Annotated in this window: 21 protein-coding genes and 1 tRNA gene; 10 read left to right on the top strand and 12 right to left on the bottom strand. The window is 33.8% G+C overall.

The features are described 5' to 3' along the window. Window positions 1-28: 28 nt before the first annotated feature. Together GGR22_RS03510 and GGR22_RS03505 are read right to left on the bottom strand one after the other, a co-directional pair. Window positions 29-4,279, bottom strand: a complete 4,251-nt coding sequence (locus GGR22_RS03510) for an NACHT domain-containing protein (protein WP_182492584.1) — start codon at window positions 4,277-4,279, stop codon at window positions 29-31. Window positions 4,280-4,389: 110 nt separating this feature from the next. After that, window positions 4,390-6,543 (bottom strand): CHAT domain-containing protein, encoded by a 2,154-nt coding sequence (locus GGR22_RS03505; RefSeq protein WP_182492583.1) that lies wholly within the window; start codon window positions 6,541-6,543, stop codon window positions 4,390-4,392. 643 nt (window positions 6,544-7,186) lie between these two features. Between GGR22_RS03505 and GGR22_RS03500 the strand changes: the two genes are divergently transcribed. Together GGR22_RS03500 and GGR22_RS03495 are read left to right on the top strand one after the other, a co-directional pair. Continuing rightward, complete coding sequence (locus GGR22_RS03500) at window positions 7,187-7,564, top strand: hypothetical protein (protein ID WP_182492582.1); 378 nt, start codon at window positions 7,187-7,189, stop codon at window positions 7,562-7,564. Next, complete coding sequence (locus GGR22_RS03495) at window positions 7,564-8,823, top strand: site-specific integrase (RefSeq protein ID WP_182492581.1); 1,260 nt, start codon at window positions 7,564-7,566, stop codon at window positions 8,821-8,823. The genes GGR22_RS03500 and GGR22_RS03495 overlap by 1 nt, the downstream gene beginning before the upstream one ends. 110 nt (window positions 8,824-8,933) lie before the next feature. Here the strand turns inward: GGR22_RS03495 and GGR22_RS03490 are convergent. Next, a tRNA-Met gene (locus tag GGR22_RS03490) sits at window positions 8,934-9,007 on the bottom strand. Between the two features lie 150 nt (window positions 9,008-9,157). Between GGR22_RS03490 and GGR22_RS03485 the strand changes: the two genes are divergently transcribed. Continuing rightward, window positions 9,158-9,550 carry an START-like domain-containing protein gene (locus tag GGR22_RS03485; RefSeq protein WP_121374990.1) on the top strand — a complete coding sequence of 131 codons (393 nt, stop codon included), beginning with the start codon at window positions 9,158-9,160 and terminating at the stop codon, window positions 9,548-9,550. Between the two features lie 56 nt (window positions 9,551-9,606). Next, complete coding sequence (locus GGR22_RS03480; RefSeq protein ID WP_182492580.1) at window positions 9,607-10,443, top strand: aminotransferase class IV; 837 nt, start codon at window positions 9,607-9,609, stop codon at window positions 10,441-10,443. On the opposite strand, the gene GGR22_RS03475 is transcribed toward GGR22_RS03480, so the two are convergent. The 5 genes from GGR22_RS03475 to GGR22_RS03455 form a co-directional block, all read right to left on the bottom strand. Next, on the bottom strand, window positions 10,440-11,000 hold the full coding sequence (locus tag GGR22_RS03475) for a YqgE/AlgH family protein (RefSeq protein WP_182492579.1): 561 nt from the start codon (window positions 10,998-11,000) through the stop codon (window positions 10,440-10,442). The genes GGR22_RS03480 and GGR22_RS03475 overlap by 4 nt on opposite strands. Before the next feature lie 117 nt (window positions 11,001-11,117). Next, complete coding sequence (locus tag GGR22_RS03470; RefSeq protein WP_056069491.1) at window positions 11,118-11,396, bottom strand: HU family DNA-binding protein; 279 nt, start codon at window positions 11,394-11,396, stop codon at window positions 11,118-11,120. Between the two features lie 178 nt (window positions 11,397-11,574). After that, window positions 11,575-12,522 carry a methionyl-tRNA formyltransferase gene (gene fmt, locus GGR22_RS03465; RefSeq protein ID WP_182492578.1) on the bottom strand — a complete coding sequence of 316 codons (948 nt, stop codon included), beginning with the start codon at window positions 12,520-12,522 and terminating at the stop codon, window positions 11,575-11,577. 1 nt (window position 12,523) lies between these two features. Next, window positions 12,524-14,416: a RecQ family ATP-dependent DNA helicase gene (locus tag GGR22_RS03460; protein WP_182492577.1), complete on the bottom strand. Its 1,893-nt coding sequence runs from the start codon at window positions 14,414-14,416 to the stop codon at window positions 12,524-12,526. Window positions 14,417-14,420: 4 nt separating this feature from the next. Next, entirely contained in the window at window positions 14,421-14,960 is a 540-nt protein-coding gene (locus tag GGR22_RS03455) for an AAA family ATPase (RefSeq protein WP_121374986.1), read from the bottom strand. Between the two features lie 195 nt (window positions 14,961-15,155). Between GGR22_RS03455 and GGR22_RS03450 the strand changes: the two genes are divergently transcribed. The 3 genes from GGR22_RS03450 to murA all read left to right on the top strand — a co-directional run bounded on the left by GGR22_RS03450 (window position 15,156) and on the right by murA (window position 17,537). Then, the gene (locus tag GGR22_RS03450) at window positions 15,156-15,440 is read left to right on the top strand and encodes a DUF493 family protein (protein WP_121374985.1); all 285 of its coding nucleotides are present in this window, start codon (window positions 15,156-15,158) and stop codon (window positions 15,438-15,440) included. A 17-nt stretch (window positions 15,441-15,457) separates the two neighbouring features. Beyond that, window positions 15,458-16,162: a DUF4290 domain-containing protein gene (locus GGR22_RS03445; RefSeq protein ID WP_121374984.1), complete on the top strand. Its 705-nt coding sequence runs from the start codon at window positions 15,458-15,460 to the stop codon at window positions 16,160-16,162. Between the two features lie 67 nt (window positions 16,163-16,229). Continuing rightward, entirely contained in the window at window positions 16,230-17,537 is a 1,308-nt protein-coding gene (gene murA / locus GGR22_RS03440) for a UDP-N-acetylglucosamine 1-carboxyvinyltransferase (protein WP_121374983.1), read from the top strand. A 56-nt stretch (window positions 17,538-17,593) separates the two neighbouring features. On the opposite strand, the gene GGR22_RS03435 is transcribed toward murA, so the two are convergent. From GGR22_RS03435 to GGR22_RS03425, 3 genes are all read right to left on the bottom strand, one after another. Next, window positions 17,594-20,062 (bottom strand): DUF5686 and carboxypeptidase regulatory-like domain-containing protein, encoded by a 2,469-nt coding sequence (locus GGR22_RS03435; protein ID WP_182492576.1) that lies wholly within the window; start codon window positions 20,060-20,062, stop codon window positions 17,594-17,596. A 94-nt stretch (window positions 20,063-20,156) separates the two neighbouring features. After that, window positions 20,157-20,570: a type II 3-dehydroquinate dehydratase gene (aroQ, locus tag GGR22_RS03430; protein WP_182492575.1), complete on the bottom strand. Its 414-nt coding sequence runs from the start codon at window positions 20,568-20,570 to the stop codon at window positions 20,157-20,159. Window positions 20,571-20,678: 108 nt separating this feature from the next. Further along, a complete protein-coding gene (locus tag GGR22_RS03425) occupies window positions 20,679-21,215 on the bottom strand; it encodes a porin family protein (protein WP_182492574.1) in 537 nt (178 codons plus the stop codon). Window positions 21,216-21,414: 199 nt separating this feature from the next. Between GGR22_RS03425 and GGR22_RS03420 the strand changes: the two genes are divergently transcribed. The 3 genes from GGR22_RS03420 to GGR22_RS03410 all read left to right on the top strand — a co-directional run bounded on the left by GGR22_RS03420 (window position 21,415) and on the right by GGR22_RS03410 (window position 23,836). After that, complete coding sequence (locus GGR22_RS03420) at window positions 21,415-21,939, top strand: porin family protein (RefSeq protein WP_182492573.1); 525 nt, start codon at window positions 21,415-21,417, stop codon at window positions 21,937-21,939. A 218-nt stretch (window positions 21,940-22,157) separates the two neighbouring features. Beyond that, window positions 22,158-22,760: an OmpW family outer membrane protein gene (locus GGR22_RS03415; protein ID WP_182492572.1), complete on the top strand. Its 603-nt coding sequence runs from the start codon at window positions 22,158-22,160 to the stop codon at window positions 22,758-22,760. Between the two features lie 128 nt (window positions 22,761-22,888). Then, entirely contained in the window at window positions 22,889-23,836 is a 948-nt protein-coding gene (locus GGR22_RS03410; protein ID WP_182492571.1) for an ABC transporter ATP-binding protein, read from the top strand. A gap of 61 nt (window positions 23,837-23,897) precedes the next feature. On the opposite strand, the gene GGR22_RS03405 is transcribed toward GGR22_RS03410, so the two are convergent. After that, the gene (locus GGR22_RS03405; protein WP_182492570.1) at window positions 23,898-26,306 is read right to left on the bottom strand and encodes a S9 family peptidase; all 2,409 of its coding nucleotides are present in this window, start codon (window positions 26,304-26,306) and stop codon (window positions 23,898-23,900) included. Window positions 26,307-26,358 lie beyond the last annotated feature (52 nt).

Below are 26,358 nucleotides of genomic sequence, written 5' to 3'. Positions count from 1 at the left end.
TAAAATACTTTACAAAAGAATTAATAATTTAATTCAAAAAAATATACTTTTTTTCTTCAAAAACTTTTAAAACCTGAACGATGGTAAATGGTTTGGATTTATGACTATAATAAATCTCTTGAACATCATTTTTTAATTTGTTATAATGGAATAATTCTCCATCTACAGATTTTATTTTATTAAGGTCAAAATCATTAAGCTTCTCAATGACATCTACACAAGTTTCGGAATCATTAGTTTTACAAATATTTAGAATAGTTTCTGATGCTATTCTTATTGGGTCGGAAAATCTATCAAAAAAGCTATCAATGTTAGACGTTGACAAACAAAGCTCCAAAAGTTTTATTAACTTGTCGATTGCAAATTTATTGGTGTACTTCTGCCAATCATTATTACGAAGCTCGGTTCCTAACTTTATTGAATTCTCAATACTCGTTTTAATTAAATTATAATAGTTATCAAATGTTCTTTCATAGTTTAAGTCAATTAGCTTACCTATTATCTCAATCTCTTGGTACACATTCTGAGAAATAAGTTGTTCATAGTTTACAATAAGAAAAACCTTTGCTGTTTCTGCATGGTTGTTTTTTAATAATATCGAGATTGTGTTATCGAAAAAATGTTTCTTACGTTCAGGAGAAATGGTAATATCACAATTAAGGAATTCCTTAAGAGTTTTCAAATCATTGGAAAAGAACATTTCAAGTAGCTGACCAGAATAAAAATAATAATCACTATTTAAGAAAATATTGATTTTCTCTTTTATATCTAAATTAAGTTGTTTGTAATTTATTTTATTTTCAATACAATATTTCAGATGGTTACAATAGCTTGTTGGACTTAATCTATCATCTTTCAGATTTTTTAAAATACGGTTATTAATTTTTTCTTCACTAACAACACCTTGCATATAGTCAATTTCAATCCCTTTTTCATAAGTGTTAAACCAAATCATATCAAGTAATAAAGTTTCATCTAAATTAAATTTAAAGTGCTTTTGAAATTTAAAAATTGCTTGAAAGAGATTGTATTTTTCATCATCTCGATTATTCCCAATTGAAAGATGTTTTAAATAGTATTCTTTGGCAGTTTCTGTATTTTCATTACACCAATCATTAATGTGTTTCTTTTGCTTATCTGAAATTTCAATTTTTTTGCCTTTTTCTGGTAAACAATTCATAATGTCAAGCATTATATTGAATTTGTAATTTTCAATTAATAGTGGGAGTTCTTTTCTATTTAACTTGTCACTGTGCTTATAATTGTCTCTTAAGATTTCATATAAAAGATGTTTCGCATTTTCTGTTACTTCTTTTTGTAATTCAAAATTTTCATAATATTTATGATAAAATTTATCTAAATCATCATAGGATAATTCTTCCTTTCCAAGAAAATCATAAAGCTTTGTTATCTGAAAAACAATTTCCTCGTTTTTAAATAAAACATCGAAATTCTTTTGGTTCTTTGATTCCCAATATTTTTTCCTTTCTTCTATTTCGTCAGTACTAATTTTATCTCTAAAAATATATTTTGAATTACTTTCTATGTACTCTTCAAATTGTCTACTTAAATTTAAATCCCTATGACTTATCACATTTCTGAATTGATGCAAAAAATCGTCATTCAGTTTTTTATTCAAGTAAAGGTTAAGAACTTCATTAAAGTAATCTTTAATTATTATTTCAGCTAAAAAATGCTTTCTGTCTGAATTTCCTGATATTGTTTGAATTATTTTCGTGAAGACTTTTTTTTCAATTTTACATGCTTTAACAATATCTACAAGTAAATCATCTTCGAAATATCTGATTTTGTCGTTTATTACAGCATTTGAAATTATTTCAATAAGTGAATCATGATGTTCTAATTTGGCTTCGAAAAACTCTTTAAAATAGTTTAAAAAGTCCTTTATGAGATTTTCTCTTATTTGATAATTTTTATGCCTTTCAACTAAAAAAGAATAGATTTTCAATAAGATATCTGGATTGTTAACTCTTAGAAACAAATCAAACAATTTATCTTTTGTAGATGTTATCGAATTATATTTTGATACCGCTATCCAATTTTTATTTCCAATTGATTTATCTAGAATTTCTAAAAAATAATCAATATTATCCTCAATAGATTTGTTAGGTACAGAATGTATTATTGAACTAATAATTTCTTTATTATCTCTATGTCTTAATAACAATATAATTTTGTTGAAAAATTCCACATCTTCATTTACTCCAACACTATCAGTCAACATAATTATATCTTGCTTTAGATATAAATTATTTTCATCTTCAAAATTATCTTCTTCTAATATGTCGGGAATTATCAACTTTAGCTCATCAAGAAAATGTTGAGACATATCCATATGGGAAAGCAACTTAATGGCGGACATTCGTGCTCTCCGATGTATAGTTTTGTCTTTAATCTTTTCTATAAGATATTTAATGTTAGCTTCACATTCACTAAAATTAGCTACTTCTTGAGTATTATTAATCCAGAGCGTGTTCTCAATACAGTTTCTACTGAAAAAAGTTTCTAAAACATTTATTTTGACATCATTATTAATGCGGTCAGAATCTGCACTGAAAAGCAGTTCAAAATCATTTACCAATAACCAATCCACTAAAGATTTATGGATTTCTGAATCTATTTGAAGGTTAAGTAAAAAAGTAATTACATTATGCCAAGTTGGATGAATTTTATTTGTTTTATCATCTATTTTGATAAAACTTATTATTTCTTCAAATGAAAGATTTTCTAGCATTTTTGCTACAAAATATTCTTGAATATTTTTAAAAGCAAAACTCCAATTATCACTAAGATTCTCTTCTATGAATGGATTTTTAGCAAAATCTCTTTCATTAATATTGGATATTATTTTTATTTGTGATGAGGGTAAACTAGTTTTTTGCATTGCTTCTAAAGCAAATGCTATTTTTTGGGTATAACTAATTAATTTATCCTTATCAAAAATTGTGTCATTTTGAAATTTGACTTCTTCATCTTCAAATAATCTTGAATCAACAAATGCATTTATCAACTGTGCTTTATTAGTTAACAGAATTCCTGTTTTTTCAAAATGGCTTCCGATTAATTCTAAATAGAAAGGACTTTCAAGTATTTCTCTATGTTTGTGGAAATCGAATTTTTTCTCGTTTAGGAAATCAAGATTGTACTTTTCATTTAAAAATTTGTTTGATGATTGTAAGCTGATTTCATTTAAATAACAGATTTCAAAATCATCTATGATTTTAATATATTTCTTATAAACATTTGTTCTACAACTAATAACAAATTTGGTTCTTTTATCATCGATATTCTTCCTGTTTTCAGAAATAAAATTTCTTAATTTATTGGTAAAATCAATAATATTTTCTATTTCGTCAATTCCATCTAATATAATTGTAAAGTCATAGATAAATTTATAATTTGAAGGTAAAAAGTCTTCAATTTTTGAACTAGAAGTAAAGTTTTTTAGCTTGTAAAAGAAAGGAATAAGGTCATTCTCATTTCTATTATCCCATAAATCAACGGCAAAATGTTTTAATTCATTAGTTTTTCCATAACCTGGATTTCCAAGTAATACAACGCCAAGTATTTGGTTTTTAATAATTGTATTTAACGTGCTTTTTCCTGAATCAGGATTATAAAAATAAGATTCTCTTTTTTGTGATGTTCTAATTGTCCTTTCAATATGAAAGTTATCTTTTTCAAGGTTTTTAATGAATTTTTCTTTGTCAGTTTCGTCAATTATTACCTTATTTAAATTTTTGCTAGAAAAAATAAACTTATTGAATTGGTCCAATATCTCTTTACGGTCTTCTATTGTTAGAGTTGGAGCATTTTCTGCATAAATTTTATTATAGATTTCGGGATAGAGTGAAAAATACTTTTGCACATCAGTTTCAGGACTCAAGAAAGTAACCCTAAAATTTGAATTTGATAAACTTTCTAGGAATGGCTTATTTCTTGTCTCTTCAAAAATATTACTAAAGTTTCTTCTCGGTGAAATAAAGACAACCAAATCAATATCTTCATGAGTTGAAGCTATTTGAGGTAATTTAATAATTGCATCACTATAATTAAGCTCAACATTATAATCTTTACACTCGATAAAAATGTAATAACTTCTAAATCTCTCATCAACAATTTCAATCAAGATATCGTATCCATCTTGTGAGCCTGAGTTTTGAATTCTCTTTCTTACAACTTTGAAGTTTAATTCTTTAAAAATATTTTCAAAAAAATCAATCGCAATAACTTCAAATTCACCACCTTTTTTAGACATACCTTTATAAATTAATTAAAATATCAACCTCTTAAATTAGAAAATGTGCTGTTTAATTATCATTTTATAGAATTTGAAATACATTTTTGTATTCTAAATTTCTTAAATGATTATATATTGTATACAGGGCTTCCTGTGGTAATAATATTGTCCCATTCAGTGCTATCATTGTTCTGAATTCTTTCTTTCAAATTAGTCAGATTTACTGGAAAGGTTTCCAATTCCTCAAGAATAGTTTCCTTATCAATTAAAACTCTTGAAAGTGAATATTCGAATGCTTCAAAATAGTTTTTCTGTAATAAAGCTACACCTAACGCTACAAAGACACCAAAAACACATGCAAAACGAGCTTCTACCATCCATAAATGTGAAATAATATCTTGATTTGTTGCAGTTAATAAGTTTGGGAAACCAATATTTTTAAATTCTCCAGTTTGAGAATGAACTCCGCCTTCACAAACGTTTAAAAACAACAAACGTCTTTTATCGTCTTTATTAATAAGCTGTTCGAAATCTCTGATGCTTATGGATTCTGATTCAGATAATTTTATTGAAGAAATATTTGGTTCATAATGCTGATATTCCCCATGTGAAGAAATCCATACAATATCTGGTTTGTATTCAATTATCCTATTTTGAAATTTTTTCAAACTACTGTTTTCTTCATTATGTACTTCAAATTCAATCTCAGCAAATTGAAAAATTTCTTCAAGAGCTTCTCTTTCAATTTCTGATGTTTGACTAAAGCCTGACCAAAACAGAATCTTCTCTATTTTAGGAAAATCAAGTTTTTTAGATAAGCTTAAGTTTATTGGTAAAGTTTTATTTATTGTCTTCATCATTAAAGTTTGAAGAGGGAATGAATTTAAATCAAATTGAGACATTGAATTTGCATTGAATAAATCTTCTTTAATTTTATTAAAGTCATATAAACTTAGAAGTCTTTTTTCAAAGTCATATGCAAATTTTGGAAGAGGCATTCCAACAGAAAAATCAGTTATAATTATTTCCTGCTTTATTCCCCCTTTAAGTAATCTATATGTGTTGAAAGCTTTATTTTCAGCATCAATAATTTCAATTATCAATTTTTGCGAGTCTTTTTCATCATAGACTGATTTGTGAGGAAAACAATATGCAACTCTCTTGTATTGATTAGGGATAATAAATAGTGTTTTTCCTGTTTCTTGAGGTTTGTCTACATTGTAATAATTTAAAAGTATCTCTTCAATTATATTGGTTTTTTCGATATCAGAAGCTATGTTAAAAATACTTAAGAAAATTTTAAAAATTCTAGCTCTTTGGTACGTACATTGAAAAATGTCCAAGTTTTGAGTTTCTAAGAACAGGTTGTAATCTTTTATGGAAGCAATTAACTCACTAAAATTTTTAGTCAAACTTTCCTCATCATAACATAATGCTTCTCTTGATTGCATTTTTGATAATGGATTGAATTCAGAATTATGTTCTAACTCAGCTAATAATTCACCCTTTTTAGTATTTCTATAATCTCTACAAAGTAACAATTGAAGACCAAGTGATTTTTTTATTTCATTTTCATTTTCATTTTCTGACCAAGTAATTAAATTAAATTCTCGTTCTATAATATTTCTTATTGCTCGAGAAGCTCTTTTATCAAAATTTACCTCGCACCAAGATAATAGATTTGAAAGAAATTGAGGATGATATTGTTCTATTTGAAAATCTTCATTTAAATGATAATATACCTCTTCAAAAAAATACACACACCACTCATTCAACCCTGAAAATGATTTTGAATAATAATATAATTGACTAAACCATTGTTCTACAATTTCTTTAGAATTTGCGATGTAATTGTTTTTTGAATTTAAGAAACCATAAGGGTCAATATCACTCAAGTCATATTGTTCACCATTTTGAAATGTTCTGCCAAAAACAGATTTCATAAAAACATCAAAACAGTAAATAAATTCTCCATCTAAATTCAGTTGTGTTGTTGCACAAATTCCCCAAGTAAATTGTAAATATGAGAAAACATCTTTATGTTCTTTAAGTTTACTTCGTTGCTTCCAATTGATGATTTCATCAAAATGCAAATGAATAATTGGAATAACTTTTTCAGATGCCTTATAAGTATAAAACAGCTCCATCAGTTCATGTTGAAAAAGTGTTTCAACAAGGTTAAAAGTAAGTTCATTTTGACAATCACATTCTAGCTCCCAAGCTGGATTTTCTTTTGTAATTGAATGTTTATATAATTGTGTGAAAACTTCTTTAACTAACATGCTTCTTTGATTTGACTATTACTCCCAAAGATACTTACAATCAATTTGATTTTATAAGAATATACACTTTAAAATTGTTATTAAATAGAAGTAGGATTCGCTAGTAATATTTTAATATTTCATTCGATTAATTAAAATGTCTATCAAATAAATTTATCTGTCTGATACTTGCTGTTTTTTATCTAAATATAAGAGCTCACTATTGTACTTTTTTACTCGAGCCCAGGAAACACGAGCCTCTTCTTGTTTATGTCCTAAAAAACCTGGAATATTTGTGAAAGAAAATTTCGAGAGGTTTTAAGAAAGTTTGAAAAACACCGTGGACTTTAGGATTTGTGTAGTAAGTTTGTAATAGTGATATAAAAAAGGATAAAAACGGAGACTATAAACCGCTCTTTTTATTCATTACTCTAAACTCGCCAGAGGACAGTATAACTGTTTAGACGATAATCTTAATTAGCCACTTTGTCTTTAAAAAGTGGTTTCAGCATCCATCTTTTAAACCAAAAAAAAGGAGTTTTACTCTGCATGATTTGCTATGCATTTAATTCAGACTAGAATTATAATCTTTTTACTGGTTCAACATAATTCTCAAAATCTTCTGAAATAATAAAAAAATGAGAATCGAAGATTTATTAAAAGTTTGGAAAATAATTCAACAACAAATGACGATAGCTTAAAATTATTAACTATCAACGAGGTTGCGCCCTTAATTAGACGCAAAGGGTGGCAGGCAACCAAAAACTGGCTTAAATCGAAAGGAATTACGCCTGTGATGATTACTAATCGTCCTTGTGTCTATAAAATTAATGTAGACATGGCACTTTATTATCCATTGGTTAAAGGAATTTATAAATCAAATCCAAATAACTGGGAATCCTTGTGCCGAGGAATTCTAAAAAATGAGGCATTATTCCAATTACTAAAAAATCAATTGGAATCCGAAACTCATATTTTGCCAAAAACAAAAGTGATTCCTAGGGATGAGTCAGATAACGAATTACTTAAAAGGTTCAGATAATGGAAAAATTGAAATTACCTAAGAAACCTTTCAAGGGAATGAAAGTGTATTGCAATAAATGTAAAATTGACAATCCTAACTGTAAGCATTTTGATTTTCAACAATATAGAGTTAGGATTCATGTAAGTGGGACCAGAAAAAGTGTCAGAACTAGAATTTTATCTTCAAGAGACTATGAAGAAGCTGTTAAAGAAGCGATTGATTTCAAGAAGGATTTAGTTCAGAATAATTATGAAAGTCTTAAACAAACAACTGAAGGAAATGATTATTCGATTATTGATGCTATACTCAAGTACAAGCAGTTTTTAAGCGGGGAACATGCATATTCACATAAAGTTAGAAAAATCGGTGTAGACTATCAGAAAGAATTGATTAGATATTGTGTTTTATTTGGCAAATCTGTTCATAAAACCAAAAACATAAATACTACTAGAGTGGTCAGTGTGACACAAACAGATGTAGGAATATTTTATAAATCCATGGAAAGTAAATACATGCCTAGAACATTCAATAAATGTATGATTTCTTTAAAAATGTTCTTCGATTTCTTAATTGAGGTAGAAGAAGTGGAAATGAAAAATCCATTTGCAAGATACGAGTCAAAAAATGTTCAAAAGAAAAATAATAAAATAGTAAGTCAAAATGATTTCAATGAAATATTGAAAGTGGTTGAAGCCAACAAAAATCCAATAAAAGTCTTGGGTGGTAAAGGGGAAAAGAAAAACATGCACCGAACTTATCTGATAAATGGTTTTAAACTCTTTTTACTGACTGGGGGGAGACGAGAAGATGTAGTTGACTTAAAATGGTCAGATATTTATACAAACGAATCAACTGGCACTATGTTTTTTATGATTAGCAACAAAAAAGTAAATGCAATTTTAAAGAGTTCAGACTATATTAAATACATCCCAATTAATTCAGACTTGCAAGATTTTCTAAATCAAATGAGGTATGAAGAGAAAAAACACACTAATGAGTACATTCTTTTCCCTGAGAGAACAGTTAAATCAAAAACGATAATGAATGACCTTTCAAAAGGTTTTACCTTTTATAAAGACCAGTATAATTCAGATTTAGAGATAAGTTTGAAGAATTTGAGAAAAACATATATAACTTGGGTTAATCACGCTATGGGTAAAGAAACGGGGAAATTAACATCACATTCAACAGAACAGGTACTGGAGAATCATTATCTAGACCCAACCATACTATCAGCAGTAGAAGAGGCGGCTCTAAAAGTTAGGGTTTTAAGATAGTCTTCCTCACTCCATTTCCTCACTCTAAGATTGTAAGGTATGATTGAATCCTCAAAACAAAAGCAATAAAAAAACCCTAACTATCTGATTAGTTAGGGTTTTGATTTTCGTAGCGAAGACGGGAGTTGAACCCGTGACCTCAGGGTTATGAATCCTGCGCTCTAACCAACTGAGCTACCTCGCCATTTTTAGGTCATGCATCCTTGTCGAATGCGGGTGCAAATATAAAATTAAATTTACAGGTTGCAAATATAAATCAGCAAAAAAAAATAATTTTTAAATCATCGTTAATTTGATTTTATTCTATATATTTCCAAAAAAATAACGATGCCCTATGGAAAATAAAGTACGATATGAATTAGAATTTCCTCTAAATTCTTCACCGCAATTGCTATATCAGTATATATCAACACCTTCTGGATTGTCAGAATGGTTTGCTGATAATGTTAATTCTCGAGGGGAGTTTTTTACGTTCATATGGGATGATGCAGAAGAGAAAGCCAGATTGGCTTCAAAAAAAACAGGAGAGAAAGTGAAATTTCGCTGGATTGACGAAAATGGCCAAGATGGGGAGTATTTTTTTGAATTGCGAATCCTTGTTGATGAAATCACTAAAGACGTTTCTCTTATGGTAGTTGATTTTGCCGAAAAAGACGAAGTAGAAGAATCTACACAATTGTGGGAAAACCAAATTTCGGATTTGAAGCACGTAATAGGATCTGTATAGTGTAATTCTGTTTTTAAGACTTATATTTGCCCTGATTTAATTTCAGGGCTTTTTTTATGATCAATTTCAACGGAAACATTACTTCAGAAGCAAATTTATTGATAGGTAACAGAGGATTCTTATATGGGGATTCTGTTTTTGAAACGGTAAAAATTTTAGATGGAAAAATTCTTTTCCTTGAAGATCATTATTTTAGGCTGATGTCTGCCATGCGTATCGTTAGGATGCAAATTCCGATGAATTTTACGATGGAATATTTTGAGGAACAACTTCTCTCGCTGGCAGCTGCTGAAAATCTTTCAGCTTCTTCAAGAGCTAGAATTTCTGTATATAGAAACGAAGGAGGATTTTATCTTCCAAAAGATAATAATGTTTCCTTTTTGGTTACCGTACAGCCTCTCGAAAATTCCGTTTATCGTATTGAAAAAGAGGAGTATGAAGTAGAGCTTTATAAAGATTTTGTTGTGGCAAAACACCTGCTTTCAACCATAAAGTCGTCAAATAGGATGATAAACGTGACCGGAAGTATTTTTGCTGATGAAAACGGCTATGACAACTGCCTTCTTATCAATGATGATAAAAATGTAATCGAAGCATTAAACGGAAATCTTTTTATGCTTATGGGCAATAAATTGATTACACCGCCAATTTCTGAAGGCTGCCTGAATGGCGTGATGCGCAAACAAATCTTGGCGCTTGCCAAAAAGATAGAAACAATTGAGGTGGAAGAAACGCCAATTTCTCCTTTTGACTTGCAAAAAGCGGATGAATTGTTTATTACGAATGTAATTAGAGGAATTCAGCCAATAACAAAATATCGCAAGAAAGAATACGAGACAAAAACGGCTAAAGATTTATTACTTCGATTGAATGCTCAGATTCGCTTAAGCTAATTTAAGATAGGGTTTTCCGGAGCATTGGACCAGATTACATAATCGCCTCCTAATTCTAAAATCTTTTGCTTCCAGAAGTCAGTAGTTGATTTTCCGATAATTTTATTTTCGTAGATGTTTTTTGTAATTATCCACGAATTGGCCTGCATCTCTTTGTCTAATTGCTGTGCATCCCAGCCTGTATATCCTAAAAAGAAACGGATGTTGTTTTTCTTTATTTTTCCTTCATTGATGAGGTCTTTCGTAGATTCAAAATCACCGCCCCAATAAATTCCGTTTGAAATTTCAATGCTGTTAGGAATCAAGTCTGGAATATTATGGATAAAATAAAGATTGTCTTGTTCGACAGGCCCTCCGTTATAGATTTTAAATTTTGCATTAATTTCAGGAATCAAATCTCGGATGCTGTACTCTAAAGGCTTGTTAAGGATAAATCCTACAGAACCTTCTTCATTATGATCGGCAAGCAAAATAACTGAGCGATTGAATGATAGGTCTCCGATTATGGATGGTTCCGCAATCAGTAAGATTCCTTTTTTGAGTTTTTCTGAAATCATTTTCTTGCAATTTTTACTAAATTTAACAATAAATTTTTTTTGTTCCAAATTAATTCGATGAATTGCATAAAAAAAGCCCTCCAAATGGAAGGCTTTGATTTATATCGGGACAAAAAACTATTTAGAGTTAACTGATCCTTCTAATTCAGCACCAGCTTTGAATTTTACTACATTTTTTGCAGCAATTTTGATAGTTTTTCCAGTTTGAGGATTTCTTCCTTCTCTTGCAGCTCTAGAAGATACTGACCAAGATCCAAATCCTACTAAAGATACTCTGCCACCTTTTTTCAAAGTACCACCTACGTTATTTAAAAAAGACTCTAAAGCTAGTTTTGCAGCTGCTTTAGAAATTCCTGCGTCAGCAGCGATAGCATCGATTAATTCTGATTTGTTCATAATAATAGTTTTAATTGTTGGTTAAACATTATGTTAATTATAACAAATTTAATAGGATTTCCTTACTGGGCAAGACATTTCGAGTGTTTTTCACCGATTTGTTGATAACTTAGGGCTTTTGTTAATAAAACCGACTTGTTTTTCTCAAAATCGCTGTCAAATCAGTGTTTATGCGGGATTAGAAAGCTTTTGCCTCGTCTCTAAAACTAATACCGTTTAATAGTTCGGCTGTTTTTAGATTTTTCTTTCCTGGAAATTGCAATTGTAGTATTTCAATATAACCGTCACTAACCGCAACTTTCATTTCTTTTTTGGTCGTAATGATTTTTCCGATAGCTTCTGTGTGGTCTTGTTGTAAAAATCGTGCTTCGTATATTTTTACATTCCATTCTTGGTCCTTGTCGCTAAAAAAGCTCCATGCTGCAGGATAGGGAGAAAGGCCACGAATTAGATTGTGAATTTCTTTTCCAGATTTGGTCCAGTCAATTTTGCAATTGTCTTTATTTAATTTGTAAGCTGTTTTGATATCGTCTGTATCTTTTTGTATGGTAGTTGCTGCTTTGCCATTTTCAATCAAATGTAAAGTATCAATTACGGTCTTGCTACCCAAATCCATCAGCTTGTCATGGAGAATTCCTGCATTTTCGTCTGGAGTAATTTCTATTTCTTTGCTCAAAATCATCGCTCCGGTATCAATTTTATCATCGATGAAGAATGTAGTCACGCCAGTCTTGGTTTCCCCATTTATGATGGCCCAATTTATAGGAGCTGCACCACGATAATTAGGCAAGAGCGAAGCATGAAGGTTGAATGTTCCGAATTTAGGCATTTCCCAAACCACTTTCGGGAGCATTCGAAAGGCAACCACAACCTGAAGATTCGCATTTAAGTTTTTTAATTCTTCCAAGAAAGTTTCGTCTTTTAGATTTGTCGGCTGTAATAATTTTAAGTTTTTTTCTAGTGCATATTCTTTTACAGCCGAATATTTTAGCTTCTGGCCGCGGCCGGCTGGCTTATCGGCAGCAGTGATTACTCCAACGACTTCAAAATTATTTTTAAGTAGTGTATCCAGAATTCCGACTGCAAATTCTGGTGTTCCCATAAAAACGATGCGTAATTTTTCCATTCTATTTCAAGGTATATTTATTGTTTGGCAAGAGTTCGATCTTGTTCGTTTCTAATAGTTGTTTCAGTGCAAAGATAATGGCATCGTCGGGAAATTTAGAATACATTTGGATTTCTCTTGAACTCATCGGACTGGTTTGCAACAATCCCAAGATTTTTTCTGCAATAGAGGAAAGAGGACTCGGTGTTTTGTCTTGTTTGATACAGAAGGAACAGATACCGCAGTTTTGGCTGTCTTTTTCGCCGAAATAACTCAAGAGCTGATGGCTTTTACAGGATTTGTCATTAGTCACATAGTCTAAAACTGCCTCCAGCTGGGCTTTTTTCAAATTATTTTGATTTTCCAGGTATTTTGAGACGCGGTTGATCGTCCTATCGTCTTCGCGAACTTCATTGAAGGTAATCGTAGAATCATTGCTCTTGGCATGGTACTCGATGATTTGTCTTTCTTGTAATTTCTGCAATACAGCGGCAACTTGGTTTTCTTTGCTGCCTGATTTTTTTGCGATTAAGGAAATGTTTATAGGAGTAACAACTTCATAAATGCCAGGATAGGTGCGCAACATCGCCAGAATGATTTCTTCATCTTGCGGATTCAGGCTGGTATAGCGGATTACTTCTTTGGATTCTATGATAAATTGTACGGTTACTTTTTCTGAAAATTCCTGTGAAAGCGTAATAATTCCTTGCCTGTCCAAAAATTGCAAGCCGTTAAAGGTTTTCAAGATTGGAAATCCGTATTGGACGCAGAACTGGTTGATGTTGAAAGAAAATTGCTCGTCAATTCCTTCGCCATAGGCAATTTGGAAAAAGTTGCACAATTTTACATACATCTCATTCAAGAATTTCTTGTCGGGAAGATTATTCAAGATCTGGTTTTCGGAATATTGGACGTCAGACGGGCTGTTCAGCAAAACGGCAAAAGCCTTTTCACCGTTTCTGCCCCCACGTCCTGCTTCTTGATAATAATTTTCAAGATTTTCTGGCAATTGGATGTGGACTACTGTTTTTACATTTGCCTTGTCGATTCCCATGCCGAAAGCATTTGTCGCAACTATGGCTTGGACATCTTCGTCCATCCAGAGCCTCATGTTTTTTTCTTTTTCCCTGCTATGAAGACCGCCGTGATAAAACGTAGCTTTGATTCCTAAAGCTTCTAGCTGCGAAGCCGTATCAAGGCAGGCTTTTCTATTTCTGACATAAATAATAGAAGGCTGCGGATTTTTTTTTAGTATTTGTTCTAGTCGGTAAAGCTTGTCTTCCACATTAAAAACCATATACGCCAGATTTTCTCTCGCAAAAGACTTCTGGAAAATATCTGGATTTTCTAATCCCAGCTGAATAATAACATCTTCTTTTACACGCTCGGTTGCCGTTGCCGTCAAGGCCAAGAAAGGAATCTTTGGAAAATGGGTCTTTAGAGAAGCGATTTTAAGATAGGCTGGACGAAAATCATGTCCCCATTGCGAAACGCAATGCGCCTCATCTATTGCGATAAGATTAATCGGCAGATTTTTGATGCGGTCCATAATCCAATCCGCCTGCAATCGCTCTGGCGACAGGTATAAGAATTTATAATTCCCGTATAGGCAATTGTCTAAAAGATCACTGATTTCATCGGTAGAAATGCCTCCAGTCAAAGCAATTGCTTTGATGCCTACCTTTTGAAGATTGGCCGTCTGGTCTTTCATTAAGGCAATCAACGGTGAAATTACGAGGCAGATTCCATTACGCATCATGGCAGGAATCTGGAAGCAGATGGATTTCCCCCCGCCAGTAGGCATTAGGGCAAACGTATCGTGTCCGCTCAAGACCGAAGCTATGATTTCAGCCTGTGGCGTTCTGAACGAATCGTGTTTCCAATATTTTTGAAGAATCGATAGCGCTTCTTGCATATTTCTAGTTCGAAAGATGCCCTAAGATAAAAAGAATTCTGTTATCTACCGTGTCTTTTGGAACTTCAATCAAGGAATAGCCATAACTTTCGTAGGTTTCCTTCAAGTGTTTGTAGATCAAAGTAGCTTGTTCGTAATTTTCATACCGCGCATCGTCGCTTTCATAAATGGCTTCCCATGGCGGCAGGATAAAGATTTTTGTGTATTTGTGCTCGCGACAGGCTTCGTCGAAAAAAGCAGGATAAGCATCGCCGATATAGTGCATGTAAGCCAAAACATCTGGAATGCCGCGGTCTATAAAAACTACAGGGCTTTTTTCTTTTAAGGCCTGGTGGTATTGTTTTTTTCTTCCTTCCAAAAGCAATTCGCTAAAAAGCAATGGATTTTCGAGGAACAATTGCTCAATTCCTTGTTTTTTGGCTTCCAGCGTTATTTCTCGTGAAATTTCAGGAAAACAGCAGTGTCCGCGTTCTAACAAACCATCGATGATGGTCGTCTTGCCAGTTCCCGGGCCGCCGATAATTACAACAATATCTTTTTGCACTTTTTGAAAATAAGGCGCAAATTTACTTAAAGATTTTTAGATACTAAAGCGAATTTAGTTTTTTTAAAAGCGCTTGGTTTGGATGGCTTGATGTTTTATGCGAATGGCGAATGTTCTCATTTCATATTAAATTAATTTCATAATTCTTAAATCTAAAATCAATACCGTATATTTGCTTTTATTTTAATTTTGAAGATGGATAAGAAGACCCAGGAATTTTATGAAAGGCTGAAAGTAGAATTGGATGATGCAAATGTCTGGCCGGCAGAATATCTTTTTAAATTCATAGTGCCTACAGATAAAGAAAAGGTTGATGCGGTAGAAAATGCTTTTAATGCTATGGGTGCCGTTATCAATACCACGCAGTCGAAAACAGGAAAATTTACAAGTATTTCTGTAAATGTAAGAATGAAAAGCTCACAGAGCATCATTGATAAATATTTAGAGGTTTCCACTATAGAAGGGATTATCTCGCTTTAAAGCTTCACGACAATTTTATGTACATAAAAGAAAACCCGCACGACATCGTTCATCATTTGGAGTACAATGCCGAAAGACCGCATTTGATTATTCCGGAATACGGACGCCATTTGCAGAAACTGATCGACCAGGCCACTGTAATCGAAGACAAGAATGAGCGAAACAAAGCCGCAAAATATATTATTGCGGTGATGGGAAGCTTGAATCCGCATTTGCGCGATGTTCCAGATTTTCAGCACAAGCTTTGGGACCAGATTTTTATTATGTCTGATTTTAAATTAGATGTCGATTCTCCGTATCCGGTACCATCGAGAGAAATGCTACAGCAGAAGCCGGATCGCTTGAAATATCCGCAAAATTTCCCGAAATATAGATTTTACGGAAACAACATCAAATACATGATTGATGTGGCCAACAAATGGGAAGAAGGCGAATTGAAAAGCGCGCTGATCAAGGTTATTGCCAATCACATGAAAAAGTCTTACCTGAGCTGGAACAAGGATACGGTAAAAGACGACGTTATTTTTGAACATTTATACGAGCTGTCAAATGGCAGAATCAACTTGAAGGCGAGTTCGGAAGAACTGCTCAATTCTACAGATTTGATGCGTACGAATAAAAAAATGTCGAATAAAAACCAGCCGCTGCCGCAAAAAGCAAAGCCTAAGAACAACAACGGCAAGCAAAACAATCAGAACAAAAACAACAATAGGAAACCTTAACGTTTTGAGTTATAAATTGTAAAATATACACTTATACTCATAATCGATAAACTCATAATTTTAAAAAATGGAAACTTTCAAGATTGAAGGTGGCGTTCCTTTAAAAGGAGAAATTACGCCACAAGGAGCGAAAAACGAAGCATTACAGATTTTATGCGCTGTATTGCTGACTCCGGAAAAAGTAACGATAAACAATATTCCGGATATTATCGATGTCAATAAACTGATTACTTTATTGAAAAATCTTGGGGTCAAAATCGAAAAGATCGGAAAAGGATCTTATACTTTCCTTTCTGATGAAGTGAACATGGCTTATTTAGAGTCGGAAGCTTTCAAAAAAGAAGGAAGCTCGCTTCGCGGTTCTATTATGATTGTCGGTCCGCTTTTAGCTCGTTTCGGAAAAGGATACATTCCAAAACCTGGAGGAGACAAAATCGGAAGAAGAAGACTGGATACACATTTCGAAGGCTTTATCAATCTTGGAGCTTCGTTCCGTTACAATAGAGAAGACCATTTCTATGGCGTTGAAGCAACTAAATTAATAGGAACTACAATGCTTCTTGACGAGGCTTCTGTTACAGGAACTGCCAATATCGTTATGGCAGCTGTTTTGGCAGAAGGAAAAACGTCGATTTACAATGCCGCTTGCGAGCCTTATTTACAGCAGCTTTGTAAAATGCTGAACTCTATGGGGGCTAAAATTACCGGAGTTGGCTCGAACTTGTTAGAAATTGAAGGTGTTGAATCGTTAAAAGGTTGCACGCACACAATTCTTCCAGACATGATCGAAATTGGTTCTTGGATTGGATTGGCAGCGATGACGCGCAGCGAAATCACCATTAAGAATGTAAGCTGGGAAAATCTTGGAGTAATTCCTGGAACTTTCAGAAAGCTTGGAATTACGCTAGAAAAAAGAGGCGATGATATTTATATTCCGGCTCATACAGAAGGTTATGAAATACAAAATTATATCGATGGTTCTATCTTGACAATTTCAGATGCTCCATGGCCAGGTTTTACTCCTGACTTGTTGAGTATTGTTTTGGTTGTGGCGACACAAGCGAGAGGAAGTGTCCTGATTCACCAAAAAATGTTTGAAAGCCGTTTGTTCTTCGTAGATAAATTGATTGATATGGGAGCAAAAATCATTCTTTGCGACCCACATAGAGCTGTTGTTATCGGACATGATTTCAAATCGCAATTAAAAGCGACGACTATGTCATCTCCAGATATCCGTGCCGGAATCTCTTTATTGATCGCAGCGCTTTCTGCAAAAGGAGTAAGCAAAATCCAAAACATCGAACAAATCCACAGAGGATACGAAAATATAGAGGAACGATTGAAAGCTCTAGGAGCCAAAATCGTAACCGAATAATTTCTCTAAATACTATTAAAAAAGGCGTTTCAATCGAAACGCCTTTTTGTTTTTCATTATTCTAGAATATTCAAGAATTTCAGTCCGAAGATGACACCGTCGCCTTGGAATCCGTTTTGGTAAGAACGTACATAATCCACACGAAGCATCCTGAATTTTCCAAAACCAAGATTGTCTAATCCAACTGTAAACTCTGAATAAGGTTTTACGTCTGGAATTGCAATAGCATGATATCCGACCACAAGATTTGATTTCAGCTTGTTTAGTAACGGAATCTTATTCATGATATAGCCTTTAAAGTTGTGCTCGGCATGCAACTCAATATAGGAATCATTTGTGCTATGCGTATAATAAGGAAGAAGATTGAATACATTCAAATACCTGTCAGATTGCCCGATATGAGTCTGGTTTCCGTTAAAGTGTTTGTAATCTGCAAAAGAAATATTTTCAGCATTAAAGAACTTCCCTGCTTTCAGGTTAATGCCAAATTCTCCTTTGTTTCCTAAAGTAACATCATATACTAGGCGCGCATGAACAGCATCGTATTCGTATTCTTTTTCACTTCCAGCAAAAGCTTTTTCATAAGTTGCCGAAAGTACAGGGTATTTGTCGTTTCTAAGGTTTAATTTTCCGTCAGGCCTAGAAATATATTCCTGTCCGAAATTAATTCGTGCCGTGATAGAAGCTTTTGCCAAGTTGTGCGTTTCGAAAATAGGCAGCGTATGCGCATCAGGAGCAAGAGGATTGTTTGAAGTATATTCTTTATCTCTTTTTATCATTACATAATCCGTATTGTTGAAAAGCGATTTTCTTCTAGAATATTCTGCGTTTCCGGTTAGCGTAAGGCCATTTACGACTTCTTGCTGGTATCCGATTCGCCCGAAAGTCTTGTCGTATAACTTCATGTAGTTATCCTTGAAGAATAAAGTGCTTACGGTATTCACGATACCGCTAATTGCAGTAGGATTGAATTGGGCAACTTCATTACCCGCAGCAGCGTAGAGATAGGAATTGGTCTGGTTGTTCAGTCGGGTTGAGAAATAACCAATAGCTCTTAGCTTTTCCTCAGCAAACCCGTAATTCATTTTTACGCCAAACGTCGTATATGTATTTTCGTCTGGATTTCTTTTCATGAATGAAAAACCAGAATTCAGATTCCAGCCTTGAACTGTATTAAAAGTAGGGAACTCTAGAATTCCGTCGTATTTCAAAGACCAATTTTCATAAGAGTTTTTGTAAGTATAGCCGGTAATTAGGTCAGGAATCTTAAATTTATTATCCTTTCTGTCAATCGAATCAAGATAGGTTTTCGATTTGCGTATCGTTTGTATGCTGTCTTTTTTGACATAGTCTTTTGTTTCTTCGTCTGTTAAAGGAACCGGACGCATCGCATCCCAAAATGTATCATCTTTTTTATTCGCTTCTTTATCGATAGAAACAATTTCTTTAGTAAAAGTTTTCTTTTCAAATTCTTGCTTGAACTCATAGTTGCTAAAAGCATGCGTAAATTTTCCTGTGAACGTAATTCCGAAAAGCCCAGCATTAAACTCTAAAGTCTGCAGACTTTTTGCCCATATTTTTGAATTGGAATTGTAGCTGAAGTTTTGCGTAAGATTCATCACGTCTATAATTGGCTCCTGCATTCTGTAGCCCTTGATATCAAGATCGACGGCATAAATAGCCCATGAATCTTCAACAATATAAATGTAGCCTTCAAAAACAGGTTCGCTGTCTCTTCTAGGAGTTACCTTAATCTTGTTGATAGTGTTGTTGTTTTCGTCGATAAAAGTACCCTCCATTTTGAACTTGTAATAGTTAAAAGCATTGTTCGCAATAGGAGAGACCATATTAATGTTGAAGTCGATATAATTTTCATAAAAATCATAATCGGTATTTCTGGCCGTATTATAGCTGAATCCTTTATCGTTTCCACTTATTTTAGAAGCGATGATGTTTTCTTTCAGCTTGTCTGGCTTTTGGTAAGTAATTCTGGACACGGTTTCAGACAAATAAATAATTCCTGTTCCTGTAGAATCTAAAATACCATCTTCGTCTACTTTCTGGCCTAAAATCTTTTTCGGTGCATCCTTTACTCTAAAAATACCGCGAGAATAAAAATCAGCATTAAATTTTGCCGTCATCTCCGAATTCTGCTTTTTAGCAGCTATCGCGCTTCGGATAATAGCATTGGCAGGGTTTTCTTTTGAATCAATAACAATTTCAGGAATCGAGATGTTTTCTTCGGCAAGAGTAACGTTCAAAACATGAGGAAATTTTTCTGCATTAACCGTTGTCTTTTGCGTCTTGTAACCTAAGTATTGGAAAACGACGATATATTTCCCTGGTGATTTTATATTTAGTTCATAAAACCCGAGCTCGTTAGAAGATGTTCCGTTATAAGTGTTTTCGATATATACGTTTACGGCCGGAAGTTCTTTTCCGGATTCGTCAGTAATTTTTCCCTTGATCTGCGAAAATCCACAAATAGAAAAGGCAAGTAGAAGTAGCGTAAAAATTTTTTTCATGCGGAGGATGTAATAGTTTAAGTTAATATACAATCATACGTGTAAATAAATAGACGAATTTATTTACAACATGGTTGCATGGCCGAAATTTTTTTTAGAGAAAAGAGTTTATTGCCAGTTTGTAGCTTTCAAGTCCGAAGCCGATAATGATGCCTTTTACATTTGGCGAAATATACGATTGGTGCCTGAAAGATTCTCTCGAAAAGGTATTGGAAATATGTACTTCGACAGTAGGAGTGCTAATCGCCTTTACAGCATCTCCGATTCCTACAGAGGTATGCGTGTACGCAGCCGCGTTGAGAATGATTCCATCAAAAGAGAAGCCTGTCTGATGAAGCTTATCAATGATCTCTCCTTCAATATTGCTTTGGAAATAATGAAGCTCAAGAGAAGGAAATTCAGCTTGAAGCGATGCGAAGTACTCCTCAAAGGTAGTATGTCCATAGACTTCAGGTTCGCGTTTTCCGAGCAGATTTAAGTTAGGGCCATTGATGATAATGATTCTCATGGAAGATGTTTTTGTAAAAATAGGAATTTCCAGTGTTTGTGAAATGATAAATAATAAAAAAACCGTCCTGCCTAAACAAAACGGTTTCTTTTTATTGAGAACTATTTTTTAAAAGAAGTATCCAAGAGATAATTGGAATACAGCATTTTTAACTTCGGCTTCTTTTGAAACTTCCGAAAGCCCGATAGTATATCTTGCCTGAGCAAAGAAGTTGTCTGTAATGTTAAGTCCTAAACCTCCCGCTGCTGCGAAATCAAAACTTTTGTTGTTATAAGCTTCTTCTGCTTCGTCAATCAAGAAAGAGAACTGAGGGCCTACTTCAAGGCTTAATTTTTCAGAAATAATATAAAACTTCGCCAAAACAGGAACAGCCACATAATCCAAATTGAAATCGTCAAATCCGTCTACATCGGCACCTTGAGAAGTGTATAAAAGTTCAGGTTGTAATGAAAAATTTTGAAAAAGTTTTATTTCTGCAGCCGCACCAGCGTGAAAGCTTGTTCTGCTGCTGTAGTCGATACCGTCGACGCCTCCGTTAAAGTTGGCAAAGTTAACGCCTCCTTTAATACCAAATTTTAAAAGTTGTGCATCAGCATTTGTTGCTCCTGCAATGATTAAAATTGCAGCTACGATAAGTTTTTTCATAATAAATTTTTTAAAGTGGTTTAAAGTTTTTCTATTCGCTTCTATGGACAAATTTAGCCATGTTTTTTTGAGATAAATTTAAATTTAGGAAATTATTAATATTTTTTTTCTTAAAATTAAGTTAATTAAAAAATTGGTCGTAAGTTGATTCGTATTATTTTTTTTTTACATTTGTTCATAATTTTAAAACTAAACAAACATGAAAAAAATTATTTTAACAGTTGCAGCAGTATTCGCTTTCGGATTTGCTAACGCCCAAGAAGGAATAAAATTCGGTGTTAAAGCTGGAGCAAACTTCACAAATTTTGGTGCTGATGCTGATACAGATGGCAAAACTGGTTTTTACGTTGGAGGTTTGGCAGATTTTACAGTAAGTGATAAATTTCACGTTCAGCCAGAATTATTGTATTCTAATGAAGGAGCTGAAGATGCTAAACTAGACTATCTTAGAATTCCAATTATGGCTAAGTATTATGTTTACGAAGGATTGAGCATTCAAGCTGGTCCAGAAGTAGCATTTAAAATTGCAGCAGAGAATGATTTCTTAGACGAAGCTACGAAATCTATTGATTTTGGTCTTGGTATAGGTGCAGGTTATGAACTACCAAACGGTTTGTTCTTTGATGCTAGATACAATGCAGGTTTGTCTGATATTTCTGATACTGAAGGAGATGCTAAAGTTACTAATACAGGTTTTCAAATTGGTGCTGGTTACAGATTTTAATATCGTTATCACCTAAAATAAAATAAAGGCCTTCCAATTCGGAAGGCTTTTTTATTTGAAATTATTAAGTTTAAAATTTGCATTGTTTTGAATGTCAGAAAATTAGAGGATAGTGATGCTTTTTACCTATATTTTAGGGTAAATGAAAAAATAACACGTAAGTTGTTTCGTGTTATTTTTTTTATACATTTGCGCCATAATTTTAAAACTAAACAAACATGAAGAAAATTATTTTAACAGTAGCTGCAGTATTCGCTTTCGGATTTGCTAACGCTCAAGAAGAAACTACTGAAGGGTTTAAAAAAGGTGATGTATTCATCTCAGGAGCTGTAGGTTTTGGTTCAACTAAAACTGGAGACTTCAAAACAAGTGATTTCGAAATCGCTCCAAGAGTTGGTTATTTCGTAACTGAAAACATCGCTGTTGGTGTTGCAGTAGGATACCAATCTTCAAAAGTTGAATTTGGTGGAGAAGATGCTAAAAACAACACACTTTCTGTAGGTGCTTTTGGTAGATATTACTTTACACCAGCTTCTAAATTCTCTCTTTTCGGACAATTGGGTGTAAACTACAATAGCTACGATAATGAGTTTGATCTTGAAGCAGGAGAACTTGGAGAATTCAAAGGTGACGGTTTTGGTGTTGCTGTAGCTCCAGGTGTTAGCTATTTCATCACTAAAAACTTCTCTTTAGAGGCTACTTTCGGAATCTTAGGTTTCGAAACTACTAAACCAGATGCTGACGGTGCTGAAAAAACAAACTCTTTCGATTTTGGTCTTGACATGAGAGACATCAACTTAGGATTGGTTTACAAATTCTAATTAAAAAATTAGATTACATAAAAAGAGCCTCCCATTGGGAGGCTCTTTCTTTTCTCAATATCGTTAAAAGTTTCTATTTCTGTTGCAGTCAAACTTTGTAACTTTGCATTCTTCAATCAAGACCATACATGTTATCAGTTCAAAATATTTCTTTCGGTTATTCCGAGAAACAAGTCATACAGAATATCAGTTTTACGATCCAAAAAGGACAAAATATTGCAGTAATCGGCGAAAGCGGTTGCGGAAAGAGCACGCTTTTAAAATTAATCTACGGACTTTATGATTTAGATGAAGGCGAGATTTTTTATAATGAGACCCAAATTTTAGGTCCAAAATTCAATCTGATTCCAGGAGAAGATTATATAAAATACTTAGCACAAGATTTCGATTTGATGCCTTATATAACGGTAGAAGAGAATGTAGGCAAATACCTCTCCAATGTCCATAAGGAAGAAAAGGCGCAACGTGTCGCAGATTTGCTCGCCATGGTTGAAATGTCTGATTATGCTAAGGTAAAAGCAAAGTATTTAAGCGGAGGCCAGCAACAGAGGATAGCGCTGGCACGCGTTTTAGCATTAGAGCCGGAAGTTCTGTTATTGGACGAACCTTTCAGCCATATTGATAATTTTAGAAAAAATGCGCTCAGAAGAAATCTTTTTGCCTACTTAAAGAGAAAGGGCATAACCTGTATTGTTGCGACACACGATAGCGCTGATGCGCTTTCTTTTGCTGATGAGACTATCGTGATGCAAAAAGGAAAAATGCTTGAAAAGGCACCTTCAAAAGAATTGTATTTTAATCCTATTAATAAATATGTGGCCTCGCTGTTTGGAGAGGTCAACGAGATTGCTGTCGATGATGAAGAGGGAACGACGACTACGTTGCTTTTGTATCCGCATCAGTTGAAGGTAGCCCAATCCGGTTTTATTAAAGTTCAAGTAAAGCAATCTTTTTTTAAAGGAAATAGGTATCTTATTAAGGCTGTTCTTGAAAAACAAGTCATTTTTTTTGAACACAATACTGCTTTAGAAAACGAAACATTGGTTTTCTTAGAAGTAAACAATAAAGTGTTTTAAAATAAAAATCCCGAAATCTTCTGATTTCGGGATTTTTTAAATGCAGTTCCTAAGAACAAAATTAGTTTTTCAAATATTTTTCTAAAAATTGGTCTTGTTCCCAAAGCAGGTGCAGGATATTTTCTTTGGCAGCATATCCGTGGCTTTCTTTTGGCAATAATACCATTCTAACAGGCGCACCAAGTCCTTTTAATGCTTGGAAATAGCGTTCTGTCTGCAACGTGAATGTTCCAGGGTTGTTGTCAGCATCTCCGTGAACTAACATCAATGGTGTTTTCATCTTTTCAGCATTCATGAAAGGCGACATCGTATTGTAGACCTCAGGAACTTCCCAATAGTTACGTTGCTCGCTTTGGAATCCGAATGGGGTAAGTGTTCTGTTGTAAGCGCCACTACGTGCAATACCACACGCAAATAAATCAGAATGCGTCAATAAGTTTGCGGTCATAAAAGCACCATACGAATGGCCTCCAACAGCAACTTTCTTGCGGTTGATGTAGCCTAATTTATCTACAGCGTCGATAGCTGCAGCGGCATTGTCTACCAATTGAGTAATGAACGTATCGTTTGGTTCAGTTGTTCCTTCTCCTACAATCGGGAAAGAAGCATCATCTAAGACAACATAGCCTTTTGTTACCCAGTATACAAAAGAACCGTAATTCGGGAACGTAAATTCGTTTGAATTTTGAGCGCTTTGTCCCGCGCTGTTTTTGTCTTTGTATTCTTCTGGATATGCCCAGATCAACAAAGGAAGCTTTTCTTTCTTCTTCATATCATATCCGACAGGAAGGTATAAAGTTCCAGAAAGTTCAACGCCATCTTTTCTTTTGTATTTGATGACTTCTTTGTGTACATTCTTGATGCTTTCAAATGGATTTTTGAAATCCGTAATCTGTGTCAGCTGGTTTTTCTTTTTGATATTTCTGAAGTAATAGTTCGGATATTCGCTTTTTGACTGAATTTGAACCAAAACGTCGCCTTTTTTGAAATCTTCAATAGAGAAAATACTTTCGACTTTATCTTTATAATTTGATTGGTACAAACGTTTCGGTTTGAAGGTCTTGATGTTGAATTCGTCAATAAAAGGGAACTGTCCGTCTTTTGTATGACCTTCTCCAATTAAGAAAGCATTGTCGTTTTCTAATGCTAGTACTTGTCTTCCATATTGGTTTTTTACAGTTTCAAAACTTCCCGGATCAGAATAAATATCTTGAGAATTTCTGTCGAAAATTACTTTTGGTGCCTGATTTGGATTCGACGGATTGATTAGATAGGTCTTCTCGTTTCTAGTGTCATACCATTGGTCGTATAAAATAGCAGTCGTGTTATTTCCCCAAACAATTCCTCCATAACGTTGTGCAGTCTTTGCCAAAGAAGTCGGATTTGAAGCAAAAGGAGCTTCCCATAAGAAAACTTCATCTCTAAAATCTACTTTGTTTGCAGGATCTCCGCCGTCTAATGCTTCTACGAAATAAAGTGTTGCAGGCGCATCACTTCTCCAGCTCATGCTTCTTTTTCCTTTTCTCGTAGCCATAAATCCTTTTGGCATAATTTCAGAAAGAGGCACTTCGTTGACTACTTTTATTTCTTTTCCGGTTTGATCATAAACTATGGATTTCATAGGGAAACGGCTCAAAGGAACGATATAAGAGAATGGTTTTTGAATAGTTGTGATCAGGATGTAATTTCCGTCAGGAGAAAAGCCTTCTCCGGCATACAAATCGGCTTTTTTGAACAACGATGCTTTTCCGTTAAGATCAACTTTGTATAATTCTGAAGTTACCAAAGTTTCGAAATTCGTTTCGTCGGTCTTGTTTTTTAATAAGTCTTGGTACGTTCTGTTTTGTGATTTCGAACCGTCGCTTGTAGAAACCGTCGGTCCTTTTGGAAGGTCTTTCTTCGAATCGATCAAGGCAGGACGGTCTTTCGGAAGCATTTTAACCAACAAGCTTTGGTTGTCTCTGTACCAGCTGAATGGTCCGCCCATGTTCGCATTTACAGTTGCGTCTGTCAATCGTGTCGCTTTCGCTGAAGCAATATCCAGAACCCATAATTCTACGCCTGTAGCGGTCGTATGTGAAAAAGCAATTTTCTTCTCGTCTGGCGACCATGCTATATTGCTGATTTTTGGATTTTGCGGCAAGCCCGTCACTTGGATTTCATTCTTGTCCTTAATTTTACGGACTTTAATGTTGTTGATGTAAGTAACAGTGCTTGAAATATTGGTAATCGGATTGATTCTCAAGCCGCCCAATCGTAATTCCTCCTGATTTAGTTCATCCAGAGTCTTATAGGTGTTTCGGTACGAAAGAAGCATATATTCTTTTTTGGTATCCATGGTAACCGATGGAGCTCTTTCGTAATCTGCCAGCTCCAAAATTTCTTTGGAAGGCTTTTGGTAAGTAAGCTCTTCCTGGGAAAATCCGGACAGCCCGACAAGCAAGAAAAGCAAGGATAACTTTAATTTCATAGATTATGTGTTATAGTTGATGAATATTTGTCTAAAATAAGTCAAGGTTGTT

Origin of the sequence: Flavobacterium gossypii (assembly GCF_014138495.1) — a bacterium.
In the GTDB taxonomy this organism is placed as follows: domain Bacteria; phylum Bacteroidota; class Bacteroidia; order Flavobacteriales; family Flavobacteriaceae; genus Flavobacterium; species Flavobacterium endophyticum.
The sequence above is the reverse complement of the archived record's forward strand: the minus strand, read 5'-3'. Positions and strand labels throughout refer to the sequence as shown.